Genomic DNA, 21,383 nt, shown 5'->3' on the forward strand with positions numbered 1-21,383 from the left:
CCAGCAGCGGATAGCGGGCGGCTTCAACGCCCAGCATGCAAAAACCCGGCCGAAGCCGGGTTTTTTATTGGAAAATCAAACGAAGGTCTTTGCTCAGGCGCTGACGCGAATGTCTTCCGGTTCGCGCAGCACATAGCCGCGGCCCCAGACCGTCTCGATGTAATTTTGGCCACCGGACGCGGCGTCAAGCTTCTTGCGCAGCTTGCAGATGAAGACGTCGATGATCTTCAGTTCCGGTTCGTCCATGCCGCCATAGAGGTGGTTGAGGAACATTTCCTTGGTCAGCGTGGTGCCCTTGCGCAGCGAGAGCAGCTCCAGCATCTGATATTCCTTGCCGGTCAGGTGAACGCGCTGGCCGCCGACTTCGACGGTCTTCGCGTCGAGATTGACCACCAGGTCGCCTGTGGTGATGACCGACTGGGCATGGCCCTTGGAGCGCCGCACGATGGCATGGATGCGCGCCACCAGTTCGTCCTTGTGGAAAGGCTTGGTCATATAGTCGTCGGCACCGAAGCCGAGGCCGCGCACCTTGTCCTCGATGCCGGCCATACCGGACAGGATCAGGATCGGTGTCTTCACCTTGGAGAGGCGAAGTGTTCTCAAGACTTCGTAACCCGACATGTCGGGTAGATTGAGATCGAGAAGGATGATGTCGTAGTCGTAGAGCTTTCCGAGATCGACGCCCTCTTCGCCGAGATCGGTCGTGTAAACATTAAAACTTTCGGATTTCAGCATCAATTCGATGCTTTGTGCGGTTGCACTGTCATCTTCAATCAGCAGAACACGCATTTCATTCCCCTTTTCTGCTGCCGGTCCATGTCACGACCCGTCCCGGACCGGAGCAGTGATTGCCTGAACAGAAGGTGCCACCGAATGGTTAACAAAACCTAATTTCGTGCCGAGGACGATACCAGATTTTTTAACCCCTTTCTACACCCTCTTGAATCTAATAACGAATCACAGACCCAAACCGCTAATGCACCACATTAATAAGCCAGCCTAAGTGACTCCAGGGACTCGCCGGTTGGCTTTCCGCCGAAAACCGGAATTTTTACCCGGCCTTAAGTCCTCGCCCGTATGATTAACAATGCCCGTAAACGAATGGTTACCAACGGCAAAAAACTTTAGGAGTTTGTTTCCCATAGTTCGGGGAAAGCCGGGGGAAACGGGTGACGCCTGGGCCTTTCCAGGCGGTTTGGACGATATGTGCGGGTGTGCGTTTCCGGGAGTACCGAATCATGAAGTCACGTGAAAACCTCGTTCGGCTGAAGCAGTTTCAGGTGAATGAGAAGCGGCGGCAGCTGCTGCAGCTCGACATGATGATCGCCGAGTTCGAACGGATGGCTGTCGAACTGGAGCTTCAGATCACCGCTGAAGAGAAGAAGGCCGGCATCACCGACATCAACCATTTTGCCTATCCGACCTTCGCCAAGGCGGCACGCTTGCGCCGCGACAACCTCAGAAATTCTCAAAGCGACCTCGCCCAGCAGCGAAGCACTGCCGAATCATTACTCGGCGAAGCTGAAGCGGAGCTTTCCAAGGCCGAGATGCTCGAATCGCGCGACACCAAGATCCGCGATGCCGAACTGGGCGGCCGCAGCGCCATGATCGGCTGAAAAACAGGCCAATCGGCGTTCCCGGAACGCCATCGAAGCTGCCGCGGCCGGAACCTGGCCAGGCTGATGCCGGCCTCAGCCTCGCGCCACAGAATCCTCTTGAGATTCCATCGATGCCCGCGCGCGGGCATCCTTGATGTCGGGCACATGCTGCTCCGACCAAGACCGTATCTGATTGAGCAGTCCCGCCAAGTTCTGGCCGAGTTCGGTCAGCTCGTATTCGACCCGCGGCGGAATGACCGGAAAGATCTCGCGCCGCACGATGCCGTCGCGTTCGAGGATACGCAGCGTCTGCGTCAGCATCTTCGGCGTGATGCCTTCAAGCTTGCGCGCCAGTTCGCCATTACGCAGCCGGCCGCGGCGCAAGGCGCAAACGACCAGATAGACCCATTTGTTGCCCAGCGTCTCGAGCACGGTGTGCGATGGGCACGTCCGCCGGAAGGCGTCGTAACCGAACGAGGAATTATCTTCACTATCCATGAGGTACCTATATATAGAAAAGGTACATACTAGACAATAGAATATTACTATCCAAATGATAGTGGCGCACCAACCAGCAGGAGATTTCCATGCGTGCCATTATCCAGAACTCCGTCGGCGGACCCGACGTCCTCGTCATCGCTGATCGGCCCGACCCCTCGCCAAAGGCCGGCGAGGTGCTTGTCCGCGTCAAGGCGGCAGGCATCAACCCCGTCGATGGCGCCGTTCGTGCCGGCTATTTCCCGCTGCTTGGCGAACCGCCCTTCATCCTCGGCTGGGACATCTCGGGAACCATCGAGGCACTGGGCCCTGACGTGACCGGCCTCAAGATCGGCGACGCGGTGTTCGGCATGCCGCACTTTCCCAGGCAAGCGGCCGCCTATGCCGAACTGGCGGTCGCGCCAGTGGACGAAATCGCGCCGAAGCCTGAAGGCATCGACCACGTTCAAGCCGCCGCGCTGCCGCTGGCCGGCCTGACGGCATGGCAGGGCCTCATTCGCCATGGCCGCCTGGAACAGGGCCAGCGCGTGCTGATCCACGCGGCGGCCGGCGGTGTCGGTCATCTGGCGGTGCAGATCGCCAAGGCGCGCTGCGCCTATGTCATCGCCACGGCCAGCCCGGAAAAGCTCGACTTCGTCCGCTCGCTCGGCGCCGATGAGGTCATCGACTACACCACGGGCGATTTCACCAGCAAGGCCCGCGATATCGACCTGGTGCTGGACCCGATCGGCGGCGACCATGCGCAACGCTCACTGAAGGTACTGAGGGACGGCGGCGTTCTGGTGTCGCTGCTCGATGTCAGTGACGCCACCAAAGCAGACGCCGGCGCCCGCAATATCCGTGTCGAGCGCATGTCCGTCGTGCCCGATCGCGACGGCCTTGCCGAGCTTGGCGGACTGATCGATGCGAAAGAGCTCGCCGTCCACGTGGCAAAGGCGCTGCCGCTCGAAGAAGCCGGTGCCGCCCATGCCTTTCTCGCTACCAGGCCGATCGGCAAGGTGGTGCTGACGGTCTGAGGCACAGGGATCGTTCCAGCAAAACAAAAGGGCGCGGCATTGCCGCGCCCTCTATCTTTGACCCGGCCTTGTCTAGTGCCGGTATTGCTGGATGCGCGTCGTGCGCAGCCCGGCAAGGCCGTATTCATCGATCGACGCCTGCCAGGACAGGAATTCCTCGGTGGTGAGCTTGTAGCGCTGACATGCCTCTTCAAGGCTCAAAAGGCCGCCGCGTACCGCAGCGACCACTTCCGCCTTGCGCCGAATAACCCAGCGCCGTGTGTTCGTCGGCGGCAGATCGGCAATCGTGAGAGGGCTGCCGTCAGGCCCGATAACATATTTGACTCGCGGTCTAACTAGATCGGTCATCGTACTCTCTACAAAAAACTCAAAGACCCAATCCCCGCCACAGTACCGCCACAGCTTTAAAAATTGCCTAAGCGAACCCTAATAGCTAGGTAAGGATCATGAACGCCGCGTTAGTCTTTTCGTCGGCATTTGAAATATCGGCCATCGGACGCTGGATTCGCAGGCAAAAATCGCTTGGGTGCGAGATGCTGGCGCCACGCAGGTGCTTGACCTATATTCCGGCCATTGGCATTCAGGCGCCACGCAGAACGAAAGAACCATGAACAGCCTCGACCTTCCAGGACGTCCCGAAACCACCCGTGTCGTTGTCGCCATGTCGGGCGGCGTCGATTCATCGGTCGTCGCCGGCCTGTTGAAACGCGAAGGCTATGACGTCGTCGGCGTCACGCTGCAGCTCTACGACCACGGCGCGGCAACACACCGGGCCGGTTCCTGCTGCGCCGGCCAGGATATCGACGATGCCCGCCGCGTCTCCGAGACGCTCGGCATTCCCCACTACGTGCTCGACTACGAGGAGCGCTTCCGCAAGGCGGTCATCGACCCCTTCGCCGACTCTTATGTCGCCGGCGAGACTCCGATCCCTTGCGTGTCCTGCAATCAGACGGTGAAGTTCGCCGACCTTTTGGCGACCGCCAAGGAGCTTGGCGCCGACGCGCTGGCCACCGGCCACTACATTCGCTCCGGCGCCAACGGCGCGCATCGCGCGCTCTACAGGCCCGTCGACGCCGATCGCGACCAGAGCTACTTCCTGTTCGCCACCACGCAGGCGCAGATCGACTATCTGCGCTTCCCGCTCGGCGGGCTTTCCAAGCCCGAGGTTCGCGCCATTGCCGAGGAGATGGGGCTGACGGTCGCCGCCAAGCAGGACAGCCAGGACATCTGCTTCGTGCCGCAAGGCAAATATTCCGACATCATCGCCAAGTTGAAGCCGGCTGCCGCCAACCCTGGCGACATCGTCCATATCGACGGCCGAGTGCTCGGCCGCCATGAAGGCATCTTGCGCTACACGATCGGCCAGCGCCGCGGCATCGGCATCGCCTCGGGCGAGCCGCTCTATGTCGTGCATCTTGATGCCGACCGGGCGCGCGTCGTCGTCGGTCCGCGCGAGGCGCTGGAGACGCACAAGATCTATCTGCGCAACATGAACTGGCTGGGCGATGGGCCGCTGTCCGACGTGCCCGCCGGCGGCCTCGAGCTGTTCGCCAAGGTCCGCTCGACGCGTCCGCCGCGCCCGGCCGTGCTGCATCACCGCGACGGCGTCACCTCGGTGGAGCTGGTCGACGGCGAGTCCGGCATCGCGCCCGGCCAGGCCTGCGTGCTCTATTCCGACGACGGCAACGAGGCCCGCGTGTTCGGCGGCGGCTTCATCGAGCGCTCCGAGCGCGGCGCCGAGGCCGAGGCCATGCTGAGCCGGCTTGCCGCCCGCCCGGCACATATCCCCGCCGAATAAGGGCGGCTTTTTCTCTCAGAGACTGTTTCGAAACTCGCTCTGGCGCGCCATCTGGTGGTGGTTTCGAGAACCGGAGCGCTGCCGACATTTGGGTCCGCGAGCACCGGAAGCGCAGAAAACGCCATCAGGTGACCGCCGGAGTAGAGTCTTCCAGACGGTCTCAGGAACTGGATTTGCTGTGGGTGATGGTGCCCGCCGTCAGGATGCGCAGCACCCTGATCGCTTCCTCGCCGCTGGTGCGCGGTTCGGCCCGCGTCTCGATGCACTGGATGAAATGCGCCAGCTCCCGGGTCAGCGGCATGCCTTCGCCGACCGCCACATAGGACGGCTCGTTGGCGGTAAAGGCCCACTGGCCGCTGTCCTGCCATACCGCGTGGCGGTAGACGGCAAGCTTGCGCTCCCATGGCTCGACATCGTCGAACACCGCCATCGCCTTGGTGCCGACCACAGTCAGCCGCCGCTCGCGATAGGGATTGAGCCGCGAGGCGAAGAGATGGCCGCGCAGGCCGTTGGGAAAGCGCATGTGCAGATGCGCGAAGTCGCTGAGATTGTCGAGGAGTGCGGCGCCCTCGCCCCTGACCTCGATCGGCTCGGTGCCGGTGATCGCCAGGATCATCGACAGATCATGCGGCGCCAGGTCCCACAGCGCGTCGTTCTCGGTATGGAACTTACCGAGCCCGAGGCGATGCGAGTGGATGTAGCGGACTTCACCGAGTTCGCCCTTGTCGATCAACGCCTTCAGCGTCTCGAAAGCCGGGTGGAAGCGCAGCACATGGCCGACCATGAAGACGCGGCCATTGTCCTTCGCCGCCTGCACCGCGCGCTCGGCATCGTCAACCGTCAGCGCGATCGGCTTCTCCACCAGCACGTCCTTGCCGCCCTCGACGGCGCGCACCGCCATGTCGGCGTGGAACTGCGGCGGCAGCGCCATGACGATGGCGTCGATGTCGTCGCGAACGAACAACTGCTCCGGCTCGATCGCCAGGCAATCCTGCTCGCTGGCAAAGCCTTCCGCGCGGGCGCGGTTCTCGTCCGACACCGCGTGCAAGGCGCCAAGCGCCTTGAGGGTGCGGATGTGGTTGCTGCCCCAGTATCCGCAACCAAGGACTGCAATGCGCGGCTTCATTGTTTTCAAACTCTAAAAATCGTGGCCGAGACATAGCGACGTGCCGGGTCGAACTCAACCCCGCACCCCTTTTCGATTGCCTGCCCGGCAAAGCTTTTCGATGGCGAGATTATGCCGGCGCGCAGGCCGCTTCGAAGCTTGACAGGCTTGCCCTCCCAACCTTATATCCGCGCGACCTTGGTGAACGCCTCGACATGCCTTGCAATTTAAGGTGGATTTCGAGCCTTTCGCCGCCCTGGCGGGGTAGCTCAGTTGGTTAGAGCACGGGAATCATAATCCTGGGGTCGGGGGTTCAAGTCCCTCTCCCGCTACCACCCTCAAATTCCGAACAATTCTCTGGCTCGTTTGCAGGGTCGACAAAGCCCAGCATTTGCGCCGTTTGGGGTCGAAAGCTGGGGAGTGCGAAGACCACGTTTTCCCCCAAACTGTTCTCCGAATGCCCATCATTCTCCGAAGCTGGGGAGTAGCCCCAAAAAATCCCTAGGTTTTGACGACAGCAATATCAATGCTTTAGCGCCGGCCATGCTGCGGGCAGTTTTGCGGTTCGCTCGCCTGCCAAACAAGACCACAACTATGCCATCGCTCCCTAGGTCCGGCTTGCGCCAGGACCGGACCTTGCCAATTATATAATGTCCGCGCATGTCGCGTCTCGACCCTGCCGACTTCCTTGGGGCCTGAGCACGGGCAAATGCTGAACCCAAAGCGGTTTTCCGGATACGCATCGTAACTCCGTTGGCGCGGACGAAGGCAGCATGAACCATGTCCAGCCCTCGATTGCTCCAAACTCCGACCCTGCTATTGTGTGCGAGTTCGACTCCAGACAGGGCCGTTACCCATCAGAGGGGGTCACCCGAAATGACGGAGGAGGCAGTGCAGCGTCGTTTGACCGCCATCCTCGCTGCCGGTGTGGTCGGCTACAGCCGGCTCATGAGTTTCGATGTGGGCGGATGAGAGGTATCTGCTATGGCGCAAGCGTCCATCAAAGTCGGCATGATCGCGGAGGAGACAGGAGCACTTTCGTTCATGGGCCGCGCCAACGCCAACGTGGCAAGGATGGTGGTTGACCAGATCAACACCGACGGCGGACTGCTGGGGCGGAAGATCGAGCTCTATCTCGAGGACGGCGCAACGACCGACACTGTCGCGGAGGCCAAGGCGGCCAAGCTTGTGGCGCAGGACAAGGTGGATGTGATCTTCGGCGGCATCTACAGCTCCACGCGGCAGGCCATCAAAGGCCCAGCCGTCGTGAAGGGCAGGACGCTTTACATCTACCCCGAGCAATACGAAGGCCAGGAATGCGACCCACTGATTTTCTGCACCGGCCCAGTGCCGGCGCAGCAGCTCAACCCGCTCATTCCCTGGCTGATGCGCAAGACCGGGGCCAAGACATTCTACCTCCCGTCCGCAGACTACATCTGGCCGCACGTGATGAACGAGAGGGTCCGCCAGCTCGTCAACGCCGAAGGTGGCAGCATCGTCGGCGAGGAATACTATCCGCTCGATCACATGGAATACGGCGAAACGGTTGAGAGGATCATGTCCAGCGGAGCGGAGGTGGTGTTCAATACCATCGTTCCGCCTGGGGTCGTGCCATTTTTCGCGCAACTCCATGACGCTGGCTTCCAGAACCGCGGCGGGCGGCTAATCTGCACGTATTTCGACGAGAATCTGCTCGGCCTGCTGCCGCCGCCGCATGTGGAAGGCCTCTACGGCTGCCTCGACTACTACCAGAACGTCAGCGATCCCTTCAGCAAGACGCTGCTTCGCGCGTACGACGAGCGCTATCGCGGCAACGAGCAGTTCACGGGCGGCAGCGCTTGCTCGGGCCTCTACAGAGGGATGAAGCTTTGGGCGGCGGCCGTGAACGAGGCCAACTCGCTCCGCCAGGAGGACGTCATCGCAGCCCTCGATCACGCAAGGATCGTCGAAGGGCCGGGCGGTCCCGCAGAAATGGTTCCTGGCCAGCACCACGTCCGTATGAACATGTATATCGCCCAGGCGCAGAACGGCCGTTTCGAGATCGTCGAGAGCCTGGGGGCCATCGACCCGGACGAGGCGATGGTACCGTCCGCCGCGGATTTCGGCCGGGGGCCGATAGCGTAGTCAGTCCGTCAGGTAGGGTGCATGAGATGAGTGTCCTGTCTCCGGTGAACGATAGTGTCCTGAGCGAGCGCCTCGGCGCACTCAGATCGGCAAGAGGCTGGGTACCAAACGTTCTACCGGAGCTCGAACGCTTCATCCGCACTGCCGATGATTATGATCTCTTTCGCGTCAACCCAATCCAATACGGCAGCGCTGTCGACCTTTCCGAGGCGGACGCAATAGAGTTGTTCGTGCATGCAGCCAAGGTGGGCCTGTTCGAGATGGACTGGCTCCTCATCTGCGCATATTGCCCACAAGTCGCCGGGAGCTTTCGCGAACTTGACCAGGTCCATCCGCGCTTTCAGTGCGCGTTTTGCAACGCGATCAACGATGTCGCGCTGGACGACTACATTCAGGTCACCTTTACGATCTCGAGCGGCGTGCGGGACATCAGGTTCCGGCATCCCGAAGTGCTGTCTGTCGAGGATTTTTACCTCCGCTACAACTTTTCCAAGGGCTTCATCGCGCCGCATGGGATGACGCACCAGCAATTGGTCGCCGCGCTCTCGCGGGGTTTCGCCGATATAGAGCCCCACGAGGACCGAAGCTTCGACTTCGACGTCACAGCAGGCCGTTTCGAGGTACTGGATCTGAGCCACAAACTCCTTCTGGTCTTCTTCGCAGACGGGGAGCCGGCGGATCCGCAACGGACAACGGTCCAGCTCGAGTCGGGCCGCTTCCTCCTGCCTGACCGGCCCACAGCACCAAGAGACATGATTCTCGGTGACGGAAGATTCTCGTTTCGGCAGACAGCCGATCTCAGTCCAGGTAAGCACACAATCCAGATCGAGAACCGGACCGATGATCGCGGTCGCTTCTGGTTCGTCCAGTATCCCTTCGGTTTCGAGCCTCATCTGGTCGAGTATGAACCGCTTCTCACCGGCAAGCGGTTGCTGCTCACCCCAAGCTTCAGTGAACTCTACAAGGCGCAGCTTGTGGACGAAGGCGAGAGCCTTCAAGTCTCCGACGTGACTTTTCTTTTCACCGATCTAAAGCAGTCGACTCCCTTGTATGAAGCCGCGGGCGACGTGAACGCATATTTCCTTGTTCGCCAGCACTTCGAGATACTGAACAAAATCATTCGGGAACGATCCGGCACCATCGTCAAGACGATCGGCGACGCGGTCATGGCCGGTTTCGAGCGCCCCCAGGACGCCGTCCGCGCCTCCATCGAGATGATCGAAGAACTGTCGCAATTCAACCGGACCGCTTCGCGTCCACTCGGCCTCAAGGTTGGTGTCCACAGGGGGCGGGCGATTGCAGTGACGCTAAACGACCGCATCGACTATTTCGGACACGACGTGAATATCGCGGCACGAGTGCAAGGCCTAGCCGACGTGAACGAAGTTTGCATCAGTGCAGCGGTGATGGAGGTGCCGGGCGTCGCTGACATCGTCCAATCACGTCCGGTGTCGCGCAACTACGAGAACCTCAGGGGCATCGGCCAAAAGATGGAAGTCCATCGCATAGCGATCATGCCGACGCAGACATGACCGCGATGCTAAGGTGGAGGATGGAGCTTCCCCCAGATTGCTGAGGGCAGTTTTGCGGTTCGCTCGCCTGTCAAAAAAGACCACAACTAAGCCATCGCTCGCTAGGTCCGGCTTGCGCCAACTACGGACATCGCCAAGCCACCACTCGGACGTCGCGTTTTGGGCCGGAAGCAGATCGGCAGCTTTCGAGCATCCAGTCGGCAAAAGCAGCCATTCGGCTCCCGGACCCCATGGTCGTTCATGGCAGGAAGTGACGGCTCTGAAAGCAGACCTTGCAGGTGGCCGTCGTCATGGATCATAGCTCGTGCTGTGAGCAACGGCCGGATCAACGAGCGCGCCTACGAGCCTTCGATGGCGGAACTCAGCCTCACCTGGTTCCACCTGGCTCATCGCAATCTACTGCCTGCTCTTCGGCGTGCTCTGTCTGATCGGCCTCCATGACAGGCCGCTGTGGCGCTTTGACAACGCGCGCGAGAAACGTAAACCTCAACGTGGCCGTTGGAGGGATAACCCAAATGAAATCTTTCCTGATCTCCCTTCTCATCTCGACCTCGTTTGCCACTGGGGTGCATGCCGATACTGATATGGGCAGGATTAAGTTCACAGTCGCTATGCTGGCTGACGTGCCAATTCTAGGCGACACGTGCAGCGTGCCGGCCGAAAAGAAGGCGGCGGCTAGCGCGATGCTATACGGCATTATCGAAGTACATCCCGACTTCGCATATATTATTGACGAGGTCCAAGCAGAGCGATTAGCAAGACCTCTTACGCAAAAACAGGAAACAACCTATTGCCCGGTTTTGATACGTTTCTTAGACTCAGTTTTGCATTAGCTTCGCCGCGCGCACGACTCCAACTCAAGGCGCGGTTGAAGGGGGCCTTTGCGCGACGGCGTGGGCCTTTCCTTTGCCCGGTGATAGAACCGCGATCACTCGGACCTAGGACATCACCGGTAGTGTCCGCTTTAGGCAGTGGCACAGCTAACTTTATTGACCGACACGAGGCGCGTTGCTGCCGTCGCGATTGAGGTCTAGCGTTCGAATCCCTTCTGGCGTCGAGCTGCGCTGGAACCGTCTCCTTTAAGCATTGATCTGTGCACCGGAGCGTTACCCATTCGCAAAATCGCGGGCCGCCTGAATGAATGCTGTAAAGGCAGCTGGCGGATTCTTCCTGCCAGGGTAATAGAGCGCGAGTGGGGCCAGAGAGGGCGTCCAGTCCTCAAGAACGCGCACCAGTCGCCCCGCGGCAATGTCATCGCGCACATCTGCTTCCATGACGTATCCGAGCCCGACTCCATTCTGAGCGGCTATCCTGACAAGGCTTGATTCATCGAGGGTCATCGAGCCTTGCACATCGATCTGAACAGCGTTCCCGTCCTTCTCGAATTTCCACCGAAACAAGGCGTTGTTGGGGAGACGCGCACGGATGCAGCGAAACCGGTATAGGTCGGCTGGTACGGTGGGCCTGCCATAAGTGCGCAGGAAGTCGGGTGATGCCACGACGGCATTGCTGCGTTTCAGGCCGAGTGGCACGGCAATCATGTCAGTCGGCACCAGATCGGCCGGCCTCAGGCCCAAGTCGAAGCCTGCCGCAACGATGTCGACGATCCGTCCCTCCGTGACCAGATCGATATGCACCTGAGGATAGCGCCGCATGAACGACAGGATGAGCGGTTCGATTACCTCTCGGGCCGCTGTTGCAAAGGCATTGATGCGCAATGTGCCTGTCGGAGTTTCCTGAAGAGATTGGACCGTAAGCATTGCATCGTGGATGTCCGACATCGCCGGCCCAACGCGCTCGACAAATGTCTTTCCCGCGTCTGTTAGCGAGACGCTTCGCGTTGTGCGGTTGAACAGACGAACGGCTAGGCGCTGCTCAAGCTTTGCGATGGCATTGCTGAGTGCCGTCGTCGACATGCCAAGCTCGAGCGCGGCCGCCCGAAACGAGCTAAGGCGGGCGATGCTGAGAACGGCGTCCAGATCGACCAGTAGAGATCGAGTCATTGTCCCTCTTTTCGTAATTCCTCATCCTGATTTGTCCCAGTTATTAAGTCAATCGTCCAGCCTTAGATTGTCCTGGTCGACCTTCAGAGGGTCGCGGCCCACGGCCGGCACAGGCTGGAAACATGATTGGAAGACCAGGATGACGATCAAACTACCCAAAGGCATCGAAGGCTATTTCGACGCCGACCGAGATGGCAGGCCCGATGCTGTCGCAGCCGCCTTTACCGAAAACGGCAGCGTGAAGGATAAGGGCAAGACCCATAAGGGTCGTGATGCCATTCGCAAGTGGATGGCTGATGAAAGCAAGCAATACAGCTACACGGTCGAGCCCTTCTTGATCGCCACTGAGAACGGGAAGACCGAGGTGACGGCCCATGCCGTCGGCACCTTCCCCGGAAGCCCGATTGATCTGCGATTCCTCTTCGTCCTGGTGGGTGACAAGGTCGCAGAACTGGAGATCACGGTATGACACCCTTCCTCACGCTGCAGGGGCGTCGGGCCCTGATCACCGGCGGTACTTCGGGCGCCGGCGCCGCAACCGTGGCGCTCTTCCAGGAGCTTGGCGCCCGGGTGCTCACCACCGCTCGCACCAAGCCGGCGAACTTCTCCGGTGCGGCATTCGTCGAAGCCGACCTGACCACCAAGGCGGGGGTCCAAACCGTCGTCGACGCGGTGCATCGTGATCTTGGTGGGCTCGATATCCTCGTGAACGTGCTAGGCGGCTCTTCCGCCCCTTCAGGCGGCTTTGCTGCGCTCACGGATGAGGAGTGGGACAGGGAGTTCAATCTCAACTTCTTTCCGGCGGTCCGGCTTGATCATGCTCTCATCCCCGGCATGGTCGCTCAGGGGAGAGGCGTCGTTATCCACGTGACCTCGATCCAGAGAAATCTTCCGTTACCCGAGGCGACAACCGGCTATGCCTCGGCCAAGGCAGCCCTCAACACGTACAGCAAGAGCATCTCCAAGGAGGTTTCTCCGAAGGGCGTGCGGGTGGTGCGGGTTTCTCCCGGCTGGATTGCCGATCCGGGGGCCAACGGTCTGGCCCTGCGCATAGCCGAGGAAGCCGGCATTGACTACGACGCCGCAGTGCAGGTGATCATGAACTCGCTCGGCGGCATACCGCTGGGACGACCGGCGAAGCCGGAGGAGGTCGCCGACCTGATCGCGTTCCTTGCATCCGATCGAGCAGCGTCCATTACCGGGACAGAGCATGTGATCGACGGTGGGACTGTTCCGACCGCTTGAGCAAAAGACGGTGTGCCGGCTCATCGCGACCTTCATGTGCTGGGAGGGATCGGCAAGGCCTAGCTAGATAATGCCCGTGGCCGCTGCGGTTGGGATAAACTGCCGCGGCTCCGTTCACCGATAGAACCCGACCCCGACATATCGGCTCACGAAGGCGCAGCCCAGCTGCCCAGTTTCGCGTAGATATCATCACGCAATTGCCTGACCTGATGATTGAGCGAACCGAGTTGATATGGCGTGTGGCCGGAGCTGTCCAGAAGCGCATCGCCCAAACAGCCCGCCCGCGACCGGAGCGCGCGGCCCTGATCGGTCAAACCGATGACCACCTGCCGCTCATTGTCGGGATTGCGAGTCCGCCGCAGCAGCCCTGCGCTTTCCAGACGCTTGAGCAGGGGCGTCAGGGTACTCGATTCAAGGGCGAGTTTCTCGCCGATATGGCCAACCGTCTGCTCGTCCTCCTGCCACAGCACGTTCAGCACGAGGTATTGCGGATAGGTCAGGCCGAGTTGATCCAGCCAGGGCTTGTACAGCCGCTGGATGGCCATGCCCGCCGAGTAGATGGCGTAGCAGACCTGATGGTCGAGGGGCACGGGGTCGTTCGATTTCTGTTTGGCCATGAGGGTCTCCTTCCGCTTGGCTTATAGCTAATGTTTTCGTGGAAAGATATATCGCGATAACAATTATGATTGACATTCATCGAGGAGACAGCTAGAAGGCAATTATCGCGATAATTAATATCGCGATAACAAAAGGAGAGAGACAGTGAAAGCCAGCACCATCATCGCCACCACCGCAGCGATCGGCATCGCAACCGTTGCCCACTCCGCTGAAAAGATTCCTGACACCCAGGTCGTCAGGAACGTTGTCCTCGTCCACGGCGCGTTTGCCGATGGCTCCGGATGGCGCGGCGTCTATGACAATCTCACTCAGCGTGGCTACAAGGTCACCATCGTGCAGAATCCGCTGACCTCACTGGCCGACGATGTCGCCGCCACGAAACGAGCAATTGAACGTCAGGACGGCCCCACCATTCTCGTCGGTCATTCCTGGGGTGGCGTCATGATCACCGAAGCGGGCATCGATCCCAAGGTCACCGGCCTCGTCTATGTCTCCGCACTGTCGCCCGATGCCGGCGAAACGACCGCGCAGCAATATGAGGGCTATACGACGCCGCCGGAGTTCGTGATCGAACCGACGGCTGATGGTTTCGGCATCCTAAAGGCTGGCACATTCAAGGCGGGCTTTGCAGCCGATACGACCGACGAAGACGCTGCCTTCCTGGAGAACTCCCAGGTGCCGATCAACCTGTCGTCGTTCGGCATCAAGCTCAAGAATGCCGCATGGCACACCACGCCGAGCTGGGCGGTCATCGCTCGTCAGGACAAGGCTTTCGATCAGCGCATGCTGCAGGACATGGCCAAGCGCATTGGCGCAAAGGTGACTGAGGTCGACGCCAGCCATGCGCTGTTCTTCACGCAGCCGGCCGTGATCGCTGATGTCATCGATGGGGCCGCGAAGAGCACGACGCAAGCCGCCCAGTGAAACCGGGCGCAAACAATGGGCAGACGGCGAAAAACCGTCTGCTAGCTCGCTAGGATCTGTCCCCTGTATCCGATACCTCACGCATCATCGCGCGGGGCGCCGTCGGACCAGTCAGCACAATTCGCCAGTTATGCAATCCGCCACTGGACCTTATAATTACCGACGTCTGCTTTCGGGATGCGCAGCTTCGGCCGATGTGACCGGTTTGAGGCGCAAAGCAGTCATGCGCGCCTTCACCTGCGAAAGCCTGCTTGGGTTAAAACCAGACCTTCACAAGCAGCAGCCATCGCGCCGTTGGCGCTCCCACTCAACGGGAAACCCGCGCACCAGCGGCTGCAATTGCATCGTCGGAGGCTGTCGCCCGTCGAGGATTGCCTCGACCACATCCGGCGCCAAGAGCGTTAGTCGAAGCATGTGGGACACGAACGACCGGTCGAGTTTCTCAGCCGCAGCGAGTTCGCTGATCGTCGCGTGTTGCCCTGATTCCAGCTCATGCTGCCAGTGGAATGCCTGGACAAGGGCTCTCAGTAGCGTGTTGTCGATGCACGGTCGCGACGGGCCCCAAGGCTCTGCTCCAGCCGGGGACACGACAAGTTTGCGACCGCCACGCTTGCGGATCGCCATCGGGATGGAGACCGTTAGCAAACTGCCGTCGCGGCTGATCTCGCGGTTGTTCATCAGGCGGCCCTATCCAGGTTTGGTCGTTCCCGAAGCTCCGCTATGACACTGGCGATGCCTTCGGTCCGAAGGTGGATGGAGATGCCGTCTACATCGACGTCGATGCGCTCGACCAATAGCTGGATAATGCGCGCCTGCTCGGCGGGAAAGAGTTCTCCCCAAAGACTATCGAACTGAACCAGTGCGTCGCGCACCTCGGTCTCGCTGATCTCGTCGCCGTGCTCGCGCGCGACCGCCCAGGTCTTCACAATCATCTCTGGCGAGCGCAGCAGGATGCGGACCTGATCGATGACTGCGGCCTCGATCTCGCCGGCAGGCAGGCGCCGTACCGAGCAGGTTTCCGGCCCGAGCTTCTGCACGCTGGTAGTGACGTAGTAACGGTAGAGCCGCCCCTTCTTCCTGGTATGGGCAGGGGTCATGGCGTAGCCGTTGGGTGCGAAGATCAGTCCCCTGATGGCCCGCGCAATCGCGGAGAGCGACTTGTAGGGGCGACCTTGATATTCGAAACCGTCGACCAGCACCGTGGCGATATGTTGCTCACTCTGCCATTCACGCAGCAGCCGCGTGCCCGCCACCGGCATGTTATCTTTCCTGACGCCTGGGCCGAGGCTCGAGCTGTTCGGCCAATGCCGCCAGCCGTTTCAAGGTCTCGGGTTTCAGTCCGCCGTAGGCCAGTTCCTGGATGCGATAGGCCAGGCGGCTCTCCAAGAACTTCCTATTGTACGGTGGCGGCTCCGAGGTGAAGTGGTCGCGCCATTTGGCCTTGAGCGCGACGATGTCCATAGTCTTCAGCTCAGCCAGGAAGTTTCGACGGCACCACCGCTCTGGTTGGGAACGAAGTCGACAAAACTATTCTCCAACTCCGCAGATAGTCTGCTTGACTGCCGGGCTCGAAGACGCATGAGCCCCACGACGAGGATGGCCACGAGTTCTTCGCGGCGTTCGACGGCGTCCATCAGATCCGGATGAAGTGGGTTCGGGCCTGGCATTTGTTTCGATTCCGGCAGCTCTTGGTAATCGAGCTTTAACCATCGAAATCAGCTGCTCCAGTCACCAGCGAATTGCTGTGGAGCGCTGCGAAAAGAACTGTAATCGTGAGCAGGTCTGAGGGGCTTCCTTCAGCGCTCACAGCCAGTCGAAGCGAGGGACGACCCGAGGGATCCCCGTCGTCGAGATGCCGAGTGTACGTGCACTTAAACGGGCCAAAAATCGATCCCCCTTCGGGCTCATATGAGTGGGACTGCCGCTGAGATGGCCCCAGTTCCAAAGAGACTCTCGATCGTCAGCTACGCAGGCCCGTATCCCAGGGTGCGGATTTCAAAGCTGGAGTTTGAACGGCTCCAGGAAATTTATGGCGTAACACTGCGCACTCTCGACCGTCGAAAAGTACGAGCCATCGCAAACCGGTTCCTGAAGGGCAAAGTTTGGGAGCTGGTAAGTGAACCCAGATCAAAGACCCGCGCCAAATTTGAGGAAGTCCGACAAGCCGTCGCGCCGTTCGTTCGATTTGCCGAAGGCGGATTGCTTGGAAATGGGGATGCAGCCAACGCATTGGAGTCCCTCTTGGCGGACTCGTACGAGTCCATTTTCATATCGATACAGCGCGAGCATGTCCGGGTGATGCCAAGTGAGGGCCACCTCGAGCCGTCCAATTCACCTGTATTCGTCAATCTAAACGCAAGCGTGCTTATGAATTTTGCGCACGGCCTCGTCCTCAGCATGGATCGCGTCGGGAGTGCGATAAAGCAGGACCAAGAGGTCGGCTTCGCGCCTGGCAGCGCATTTCGAGATTTTCTTTGGCAGTTACGGGATTGGGCGAAGTCAGCAGGACACCCGATCAGCCCTTTCAAGCAGGCTACAATTGACGACGCTATTGATGCGCCGGAAAAAATGGCGTCACCCTTTTCCGAGTTCATCTATGCGTTGAATCTCTGTTTTCGCTCCGTCAAAGCGCCCATAGCCATCCAATCCGCCGATGATCCCGAAAAACTCTCGCTTCAGGAGAAGGTCGAAAGTCCGACCGCGCTGGCCGAGCGTCTGAAGGCGGTGGCTGCCGAGGCCAATTCATGGGCCGCGCAAGGGGGCTGATAGGTCATCGATACTAGCGCGTATCGGCTCCCATGTTTGTCGGTACACCCCGGCATATCACCAAGCATCTGAGCAAGGGTGCTCGGCTGCGTGCTGGTAGCGAATACGGCCAGCGGATATTCAAATGTCTGAAATTTCCCTGACCCTATCCGAAGCCATAAAGCGCACCGGAATCTCGCGATCGTCATTCTACCGGCTCTTCTGCGAGAGAAAGCTGACGCCGCGCAAATCCGGCAAGCGTGTGCTCATCCTAGCGGACGAATTGGATGCTTTCGTGCGGTCTCTCCCGACTGCATCACATCACCAATCCACCGGGGAGGGCTCGCGATGACCCCTCACTACCTCAATCAGCGTGAACTAGCCGACCGCTTGCGGGTGAGCCCGCGGACGCTTGAACGGTGGCGGTGGCTTAAGACTGGCCCGAACTACCACAAGTTCGGGGGCAAGGTCACTTACGCCCTCGCCGACGTCGAGGCATACGAACGCCGTCGGCGCGCAGAGACGCACTCCTCGATCCTCGGCTCGTGGGAGTGACAGATGGATATGAAAAAAGAAAACCCGGCAGCGCTTGCAGGCGCTAACCGGGCCAATGTCACGATGCCGGTGAGCAAAGATGACGGAGAGACCAATAGGGTAACCTGCATCGACCTGCAAGTTCGCCGGCTCGTCGCTCGCTACATGTTGTCGGTGCAGGTCGCCATCGTGATCGCCGAACTCGCCTTCTCTTCCGGGAGGGCCAAATGACAGTTCACTACAAAAGCCCGGCATACCGCCAGGAAGAAGACGACGGCCTTGACGGTTGCGAATTCGCTTCCCGGAAACTTGTTGTCCCCGACCTCCTTAAAGAACAGGAACTCGATTGGCTGCTCAGTCAGGGCGTTTCGGTCCCGACGATCGTCCGGCCGAGCATGATCAAGACGGCGACCGGGATCAAGGCTCACGACGGGTTCTTTGAGCCAACGCCAGTCGGCGACCGCTGGCTTGTCGTTGAGACCGAGGAGGACTCGGTCTTCTGGAATCCGAAGACGAACGTGTTTGCCACCGACTTCGGTCATGCCTTTGCCTTAGGCGAGGAGATGATCAGCGCGGCGGCCACGTACAGCTTCGATTGCGCTTTGAATATCTTTGCCCACCCCCTGGACTGGCTGCGCGGGAAGCGAGACGGGATCGTCGTATTGCCGGACCAGTGGCATCGCGCGTTCGACAAGCTCCGTGACGCTCCCAGGATCGCACTGGCCGAAAGCCTGCTGCCGCGCTATCGGCGATGTATGCGCCCGACTCACCTGCCTGAGTTGTTCGTCATGACGTCGAAGCGGGAGATCGTCGCATGCTGAACCCGGGACCGGTTCCCATAGCAGACTACGAGCGCGAGCAAACGAAGGCGAAGCGCTTGGTGCGCACCAATACCACTATCCTTATGGCGACGCTGTTCCCACCTATCCGTTGGGTGGTGACGGGTTACGTCCCCGAGGGTCTAGCCATTCTTGCCGGGCGCCAGAAGCTCGGCAAGACATGGCTAGCGATCGACTTCGCCCTCGCGGTCGCCTGCGGTGGCACCGCAATGGGCGCGATCAGTTGCAAGCAGGGTGACGTGCTCTACATCGACATGGAGAACGGCCCCCGTCGGATTCAGCGACGGGTCGAGACGCTCTACCCCCACGCCCATCGCCGGCCAGATCTGTCCCGACTGGACTGGGCAAGCGAAGCTCCGATGCTCAACAATGGCTTCATTGAGGCGCTGGACGAATGGCGCCTCTCCGTCGACGAGCCTCGACTGGTGGTGATCGACGTCCTGCAGCGAATTAAGCCGCCGGGCAATGCCAATCAGAACGCCTATGAGAGCGACTATGCGGTCTTGTCGGGGCTGCAACGATGGGCGACTGGGAATGGCATCGCGGTGGTAGCCCTGCACCATACCAAGAAGGGTGGCGCTGACGATCCTCTGGAAGCGCTGAGCGGGTCCAATGGCATGTCGGCGTGCGCAGACACGACCCTGGTGTTGGACAAGGATCAGAACGGTGTCACCCTCTATGTCCGCGGACGAGATGTCGAGGAGAAGGAGAGTGCGCTGAAGTTCACCGCGGGTTACTGGACGGTTATCGGCGAGGCATCTGAGGTCCGTCGCACCGACGAGCGTTCGGTCATCATTGAATTCCTTCGTGATAACCGGGAGCCAATAACCCCGACCGATCTAGGCGCGGCATTGGGCTGGAAAACAAACAACACCAAGCAGCTTTTGTTCAAGATGGCGCAGAAGGGCGAAATTCTGCGGGAAAAGGGCCGCTATTTCCTGGACGCCCATAACCTTGATAACCGCGATAACCCGGGTCGGCTTTGAGAAGAGATCCTCGTTGGCGGGTTATCGCGGTTATCGGGGTTATGGGGCTGAAGCTCGTCCCCCCCAACGGTTGCGAACATCTGCGTATTTCCGTCGGAAAATGTCGTCCTTACAGCAAGTTAGCCATTGCTGTAGAATTCGGCGCATGAAAACCGAAGCAGCCATCGCGATCAAATATCGGCCGGCATCGGCGCTCATTCCATTTGCCAAAAACGCCCGCACCCATTCCGAAGCCCAGGTGGCGCAGATCGCTGCATCGATCCGGGAGTTCGGCTGGACGAACCCCATCCTGGTCGATGGTGAGAACGGCATTATTGCCGGTCACGGTCGCCTGCTGGCGGCCCGCAAGCTGGGCATGAGTGAAGTGCCGGTGATCGAACTCACGGGGCTCAGCGAAAACCAGAAGCGCGCCCTGATCATTGCCGACAACAAGCTGGCGCTGAATGCCGGCTGGGACGCCGAGACACTCGGCCTGGAACTGTCCGACCTAAATGACTTGGGCTTCGATGTCTCTTTGACCGGCTTCGACGAGATCGAGATCGCTGCACTGACCAGCACCGCCAATCCTGGCCTGACCGATCCGGACGATGTTCCCGAGCCACCGGCGAAGCCGACCGCCCTACCCGGCGATGTCTGGGTGCTGGGCAAGCATCGGCTCATCAGTGGCGACAGCACCAATCCCGCCGACGTCGATCGCGTGCTCGCCGGCGTCAAGCCACACCTGCTGGTCTCGGACCCGCCGTTCGGCGTCAACTACGATCCTGCCTGGCGGACGCGCCTTGGCGTCCCGTCAGAGGGGCTGGCGACGGGAACCGTCCTCAACGACGACCGCTCCGACTGGCGCGAGGCATGGGCGCTGTTTCCAGGCGACGTCATGTACATCTGGCACGCCGCCCTCCACTCGGCGTCGGTCGTCACCAGCCTCGAGGCCAGTGGTTTCGCTGTTCGTGCACAGATCATCTGGGACAAGACCCGGTTGGTGATCGGCCGCGGCGACTACCACTGGCAGCACGAGCCGGCCTGGTATGCCGTCAGGAAGGGCAGGAAAGGCCATTGGGCGGGCGATCGCAAACAGACCACTATCTGGGCGATCCCGCACCGAAAGTCCGACACCGGCCACGGCACGCAAAAGCCGGTCGAGTGCATGCGTCGTCCGATCGAGAACAACTCTTCGGCCGGCCAAGCGGTGTATGAACCGTTCTGCGGGTCCGGCACGACGATAATTGCCGCCGAGATGACCGGTCGCTCGTGTCATGCGATCGAGCTCAATCCGTCATACGTCGATGTAGCCGTGCTTCGCTGGCAGGCCTTCACAGGCAGCGAGGCGGTGCTGGAGGGCGCTGGCCGCACCTACGCCGCTGTTGCCGCTGAGCGTGCCCAGGAGGCCGTCTAAATGGCAAGAACGTCCCACAAGCCAGACGAAGCTTCCCGGCGCCAGGTCGAGGCGCTGGCTGGCTACGGCGTGCCCGAGACAGGTATCGCCGATATGGTGGGCATCGATCCCAAGACGTTGCGCAAACACTATCGGCACGAGTTGAGGATCGGCCACACCAAAGCCAATTCGGCTGTCGCTCAGAGCCTGTTTCGGAAAGCCACCGGAGAGGGCCAGCAATCCGTCACGGCAGCTATCTTCTGGGCCAAGACCCGAATGGGTTGGAAGGAGACGATCGTCAATGAACATAGCGGCGAGCCGATACAGACCATCAGCCGAGTGATCATCGGGCCGCCTGACCCAGAACGCCTCAAGGCGCTGGATTCTCCTGCGCTGGATAGACCAGCTGCGCGCAATCGAAACGGCGCATAGTCCGCCAATGAAGG

Annotated in this window: 26 protein-coding genes and 1 tRNA gene; 18 read left to right on the forward strand and 9 right to left on the reverse strand. The window is 60.3% G+C overall.

All coding sequences use genetic code 11. The annotated features are described in order from the left end of the window. Positions 1–93 precede the first annotated feature (93 nt). Complete coding sequence (gene ctrA, locus A6B35_RS26960) at positions 94–789, reverse strand: response regulator transcription factor CtrA (RefSeq protein ID WP_006203583.1); 696 nt, start codon at positions 787–789, stop codon at positions 94–96. Positions 790–1,238: 449 nt separating this feature from the next. Here ctrA and A6B35_RS26965 point away from each other — a divergent pair, with 449 nt between their 5' ends. Next, positions 1,239–1,616 (forward strand): flagellar export protein FliJ, encoded by a 378-nt coding sequence (locus A6B35_RS26965; RefSeq protein WP_006203584.1) that lies wholly within the window; start codon positions 1,239–1,241, stop codon positions 1,614–1,616. Between the two features lie 75 nt (positions 1,617–1,691). Here the strand turns inward: A6B35_RS26965 and A6B35_RS26970 are convergent, their stop codons facing one another. Continuing rightward, entirely contained in the window at positions 1,692–2,096 is a 405-nt protein-coding gene (locus A6B35_RS26970; protein WP_040583140.1) for a winged helix-turn-helix transcriptional regulator, read from the reverse strand. Positions 2,097–2,185: 89 nt separating this feature from the next. On the opposite strand from A6B35_RS26970, the gene A6B35_RS26975 reads away from it, so the two are divergent. Next, a complete protein-coding gene (locus tag A6B35_RS26975) occupies positions 2,186–3,112 on the forward strand; it encodes an NADP-dependent oxidoreductase (protein ID WP_006203586.1) in 927 nt (308 codons plus the stop codon). A 72-nt stretch (positions 3,113–3,184) separates the two neighbouring features. Here the strand turns inward: A6B35_RS26975 and sciP are convergent, their stop codons facing one another. Next, positions 3,185–3,460 carry a CtrA inhibitor SciP gene (gene sciP, locus A6B35_RS26980; RefSeq protein ID WP_006203587.1) on the reverse strand — a complete coding sequence of 92 codons (276 nt, stop codon included), beginning with the start codon at positions 3,458–3,460 and terminating at the stop codon, positions 3,185–3,187. 259 nt (positions 3,461–3,719) lie between these two features. Here sciP and mnmA point away from each other — a divergent pair, with 259 nt between their 5' ends. Next, positions 3,720–4,910 carry a tRNA 2-thiouridine(34) synthase MnmA gene (gene mnmA, locus A6B35_RS26985; protein ID WP_006203588.1) on the forward strand — a complete coding sequence of 397 codons (1,191 nt, stop codon included), beginning with the start codon at positions 3,720–3,722 and terminating at the stop codon, positions 4,908–4,910. Positions 4,911–5,070: 160 nt separating this feature from the next. On the opposite strand, the gene A6B35_RS26990 is transcribed toward mnmA, so the two are convergent. After that, positions 5,071–6,036, reverse strand: coding sequence for a Gfo/Idh/MocA family protein (locus A6B35_RS26990; RefSeq protein ID WP_006203589.1), 966 nt, complete (start codon positions 6,034–6,036; stop codon positions 5,071–5,073). Positions 6,037–6,273: 237 nt separating this feature from the next. Between A6B35_RS26990 and A6B35_RS26995 the strand changes: the two genes are divergently transcribed. From A6B35_RS26995 to A6B35_RS27010, 4 genes are all read left to right on the forward strand, one after another. Further along, a tRNA-Met gene (locus tag A6B35_RS26995) sits at positions 6,274–6,350 on the forward strand. 649 nt (positions 6,351–6,999) lie between these two features. Then, positions 7,000–8,139 (forward strand): substrate-binding protein, encoded by a 1,140-nt coding sequence (locus A6B35_RS27000; protein ID WP_006203590.1) that lies wholly within the window; start codon positions 7,000–7,002, stop codon positions 8,137–8,139. A 26-nt stretch (positions 8,140–8,165) separates the two neighbouring features. After that, positions 8,166–9,671, forward strand: coding sequence for an adenylate/guanylate cyclase domain-containing protein (locus A6B35_RS27005; RefSeq protein WP_040583142.1), 1,506 nt, complete (start codon positions 8,166–8,168; stop codon positions 9,669–9,671). 515 nt (positions 9,672–10,186) lie between these two features. Continuing rightward, a complete protein-coding gene (locus A6B35_RS27010) occupies positions 10,187–10,504 on the forward strand; it encodes a hypothetical protein (RefSeq protein WP_006203595.1) in 318 nt (105 codons plus the stop codon). Positions 10,505–10,777: 273 nt separating this feature from the next. Here the strand turns inward: A6B35_RS27010 and A6B35_RS27015 are convergent, their stop codons facing one another. Next, a complete protein-coding gene (locus tag A6B35_RS27015; protein ID WP_006203596.1) occupies positions 10,778–11,674 on the reverse strand; it encodes a LysR family transcriptional regulator in 897 nt (298 codons plus the stop codon). A gap of 139 nt (positions 11,675–11,813) precedes the next feature. On the opposite strand from A6B35_RS27015, the gene A6B35_RS27020 reads away from it, so the two are divergent. Together A6B35_RS27020 and A6B35_RS27025 are read left to right on the forward strand one after the other, a co-directional pair. Beyond that, positions 11,814–12,143: a nuclear transport factor 2 family protein gene (locus tag A6B35_RS27020; protein WP_006203597.1), complete on the forward strand. Its 330-nt coding sequence runs from the start codon at positions 11,814–11,816 to the stop codon at positions 12,141–12,143. Then, positions 12,140–12,919 carry an SDR family oxidoreductase gene (locus tag A6B35_RS27025; protein ID WP_006203598.1) on the forward strand — a complete coding sequence of 260 codons (780 nt, stop codon included), beginning with the start codon at positions 12,140–12,142 and terminating at the stop codon, positions 12,917–12,919. Before A6B35_RS27020 ends, A6B35_RS27025 begins: the two co-directional genes overlap by 4 nt. 146 nt (positions 12,920–13,065) lie before the next feature. On the opposite strand, the gene A6B35_RS27030 is transcribed toward A6B35_RS27025, so the two are convergent. Further along, positions 13,066–13,536, reverse strand: coding sequence for a MarR family winged helix-turn-helix transcriptional regulator (locus A6B35_RS27030; protein WP_006203600.1), 471 nt, complete (start codon positions 13,534–13,536; stop codon positions 13,066–13,068). Between the two features lie 181 nt (positions 13,537–13,717). Here A6B35_RS27030 and A6B35_RS27035 point away from each other — a divergent pair, with 181 nt between their 5' ends. Further along, on the forward strand, positions 13,718–14,461 hold the full coding sequence (locus tag A6B35_RS27035) for an alpha/beta fold hydrolase (protein WP_425277663.1): 744 nt from the start codon (positions 13,718–13,720) through the stop codon (positions 14,459–14,461). A 270-nt stretch (positions 14,462–14,731) separates the two neighbouring features. On the opposite strand, the gene A6B35_RS27040 is transcribed toward A6B35_RS27035, so the two are convergent. The 3 genes from A6B35_RS27040 to A6B35_RS37250 are packed head-to-tail and all read right to left on the reverse strand — an operon-like array spanning position 14,732 to position 15,922. Continuing rightward, positions 14,732–15,139 carry a hypothetical protein gene (locus A6B35_RS27040; RefSeq protein ID WP_006203603.1) on the reverse strand — a complete coding sequence of 136 codons (408 nt, stop codon included), beginning with the start codon at positions 15,137–15,139 and terminating at the stop codon, positions 14,732–14,734. Further along, positions 15,139–15,720: a DUF2924 domain-containing protein gene (locus A6B35_RS27045; protein ID WP_006203605.1), complete on the reverse strand. Its 582-nt coding sequence runs from the start codon at positions 15,718–15,720 to the stop codon at positions 15,139–15,141. The genes A6B35_RS27040 and A6B35_RS27045 overlap by 1 nt, the downstream gene beginning before the upstream one ends. Before the next feature lies 1 nt (position 15,721). Next, the gene (locus A6B35_RS37250) at positions 15,722–15,922 is read right to left on the reverse strand and encodes a DUF2924 domain-containing protein (RefSeq protein ID WP_006203606.1); all 201 of its coding nucleotides are present in this window, start codon (positions 15,920–15,922) and stop codon (positions 15,722–15,724) included. A 468-nt stretch (positions 15,923–16,390) separates the two neighbouring features. Between A6B35_RS37250 and A6B35_RS27060 the strand changes: the two genes are divergently transcribed. From A6B35_RS27060 to A6B35_RS27090, 8 genes are all read left to right on the forward strand, one after another. Then, entirely contained in the window at positions 16,391–17,227 is an 837-nt protein-coding gene (locus A6B35_RS27060; protein WP_139032228.1) for a hypothetical protein, read from the forward strand. A 124-nt stretch (positions 17,228–17,351) separates the two neighbouring features. Continuing rightward, positions 17,352–17,558 carry a helix-turn-helix domain-containing protein gene (locus A6B35_RS37570; protein ID WP_081482201.1) on the forward strand — a complete coding sequence of 69 codons (207 nt, stop codon included), beginning with the start codon at positions 17,352–17,354 and terminating at the stop codon, positions 17,556–17,558. After that, the gene (locus tag A6B35_RS37390) at positions 17,555–17,761 is read left to right on the forward strand and encodes a helix-turn-helix transcriptional regulator (protein WP_006203609.1); all 207 of its coding nucleotides are present in this window, start codon (positions 17,555–17,557) and stop codon (positions 17,759–17,761) included. Before A6B35_RS37570 ends, A6B35_RS37390 begins: the two co-directional genes overlap by 4 nt. A gap of 3 nt (positions 17,762–17,764) precedes the next feature. Next, positions 17,765–17,971: a hypothetical protein gene (locus A6B35_RS27070; RefSeq protein WP_006203610.1), complete on the forward strand. Its 207-nt coding sequence runs from the start codon at positions 17,765–17,767 to the stop codon at positions 17,969–17,971. After that, positions 17,968–18,561, forward strand: coding sequence for a hypothetical protein (locus A6B35_RS27075; protein ID WP_006203611.1), 594 nt, complete (start codon positions 17,968–17,970; stop codon positions 18,559–18,561). Before A6B35_RS27070 ends, A6B35_RS27075 begins: the two co-directional genes overlap by 4 nt. Further along, on the forward strand, positions 18,555–19,565 hold the full coding sequence (locus A6B35_RS27080; protein WP_006203612.1) for an AAA family ATPase: 1,011 nt from the start codon (positions 18,555–18,557) through the stop codon (positions 19,563–19,565). The genes A6B35_RS27075 and A6B35_RS27080 overlap by 7 nt, the downstream gene beginning before the upstream one ends. 145 nt (positions 19,566–19,710) lie before the next feature. Then, positions 19,711–20,958 carry a site-specific DNA-methyltransferase gene (locus tag A6B35_RS27085; RefSeq protein ID WP_006203613.1) on the forward strand — a complete coding sequence of 416 codons (1,248 nt, stop codon included), beginning with the start codon at positions 19,711–19,713 and terminating at the stop codon, positions 20,956–20,958. Next, on the forward strand, positions 20,959–21,369 hold the full coding sequence (locus tag A6B35_RS27090) for a hypothetical protein (RefSeq protein WP_006203614.1): 411 nt from the start codon (positions 20,959–20,961) through the stop codon (positions 21,367–21,369). Positions 21,370–21,383 lie beyond the last annotated feature (14 nt).

The sequence above is a fragment of the Mesorhizobium amorphae CCNWGS0123 genome, assembly GCF_001686985.1.
Classification (GTDB): domain Bacteria; phylum Pseudomonadota; class Alphaproteobacteria; order Rhizobiales; family Rhizobiaceae; genus Mesorhizobium; species Mesorhizobium amorphae.

Coding starts and splice junctions, on each gene's coding strand:
- A6B35_RS27040 (WP_006203603.1), bottom strand. CDS start 15,139: ATGAACAACCGCGAGATCAGCCGCGACGGCAGTTTGCTAACGGTCTCC.
- A6B35_RS27070 (WP_006203610.1), top strand. CDS start 17,765: ATGGATATGAAAAAAGAAAACCCGGCAGCGCTTGCAGGCGCTAACCGG.
- A6B35_RS26970 (WP_040583140.1), bottom strand. CDS start 2,096: ATGGATAGTGAAGATAATTCCTCGTTCGGTTACGACGCCTTCCGGCGG.
- sciP (WP_006203587.1), bottom strand. CDS start 3,460: ATGACCGATCTAGTTAGACCGCGAGTCAAATATGTTATCGGGCCTGAC.
- A6B35_RS37250 (WP_006203606.1), bottom strand. CDS start 15,922: ATGGACATCGTCGCGCTCAAGGCCAAATGGCGCGACCACTTCACCTCG.
- A6B35_RS26990 (WP_006203589.1), bottom strand. CDS start 6,036: ATGAAGCCGCGCATTGCAGTCCTTGGTTGCGGATACTGGGGCAGCAAC.
- A6B35_RS27045 (WP_006203605.1), bottom strand. CDS start 15,720: ATGCCGGTGGCGGGCACGCGGCTGCTGCGTGAATGGCAGAGTGAGCAA.
- A6B35_RS27060 (WP_139032228.1), top strand. CDS start 16,391: ATGGCCCCAGTTCCAAAGAGACTCTCGATCGTCAGCTACGCAGGCCCG.
- A6B35_RS37390 (WP_006203609.1), top strand. CDS start 17,555: ATGACCCCTCACTACCTCAATCAGCGTGAACTAGCCGACCGCTTGCGG.
- ctrA (WP_006203583.1), bottom strand. CDS start 789: ATGCGTGTTCTGCTGATTGAAGATGACAGTGCAACCGCACAAAGCATC.
- A6B35_RS27020 (WP_006203597.1), top strand. CDS start 11,814: ATGACGATCAAACTACCCAAAGGCATCGAAGGCTATTTCGACGCCGAC.
- A6B35_RS27005 (WP_040583142.1), top strand. CDS start 8,166: ATGAGTGTCCTGTCTCCGGTGAACGATAGTGTCCTGAGCGAGCGCCTC.
- A6B35_RS27075 (WP_006203611.1), top strand. CDS start 17,968: ATGACAGTTCACTACAAAAGCCCGGCATACCGCCAGGAAGAAGACGAC.
- A6B35_RS26965 (WP_006203584.1), top strand. CDS start 1,239: ATGAAGTCACGTGAAAACCTCGTTCGGCTGAAGCAGTTTCAGGTGAAT.
- A6B35_RS27025 (WP_006203598.1), top strand. CDS start 12,140: ATGACACCCTTCCTCACGCTGCAGGGGCGTCGGGCCCTGATCACCGGC.
- A6B35_RS27090 (WP_006203614.1), top strand. CDS start 20,959: ATGGCAAGAACGTCCCACAAGCCAGACGAAGCTTCCCGGCGCCAGGTC.
- A6B35_RS27015 (WP_006203596.1), bottom strand. CDS start 11,674: ATGACTCGATCTCTACTGGTCGATCTGGACGCCGTTCTCAGCATCGCC.
- A6B35_RS27010 (WP_006203595.1), top strand. CDS start 10,187: ATGAAATCTTTCCTGATCTCCCTTCTCATCTCGACCTCGTTTGCCACT.
- A6B35_RS26975 (WP_006203586.1), top strand. CDS start 2,186: ATGCGTGCCATTATCCAGAACTCCGTCGGCGGACCCGACGTCCTCGTC.
- A6B35_RS27030 (WP_006203600.1), bottom strand. CDS start 13,536: ATGGCCAAACAGAAATCGAACGACCCCGTGCCCCTCGACCATCAGGTC.
- A6B35_RS27085 (WP_006203613.1), top strand. CDS start 19,711: ATGAAAACCGAAGCAGCCATCGCGATCAAATATCGGCCGGCATCGGCG.
- A6B35_RS37570 (WP_081482201.1), top strand. CDS start 17,352: ATGTCTGAAATTTCCCTGACCCTATCCGAAGCCATAAAGCGCACCGGA.
- A6B35_RS27080 (WP_006203612.1), top strand. CDS start 18,555: ATGCTGAACCCGGGACCGGTTCCCATAGCAGACTACGAGCGCGAGCAA.
- mnmA (WP_006203588.1), top strand. CDS start 3,720: ATGAACAGCCTCGACCTTCCAGGACGTCCCGAAACCACCCGTGTCGTT.
- A6B35_RS27000 (WP_006203590.1), top strand. CDS start 7,000: ATGGCGCAAGCGTCCATCAAAGTCGGCATGATCGCGGAGGAGACAGGA.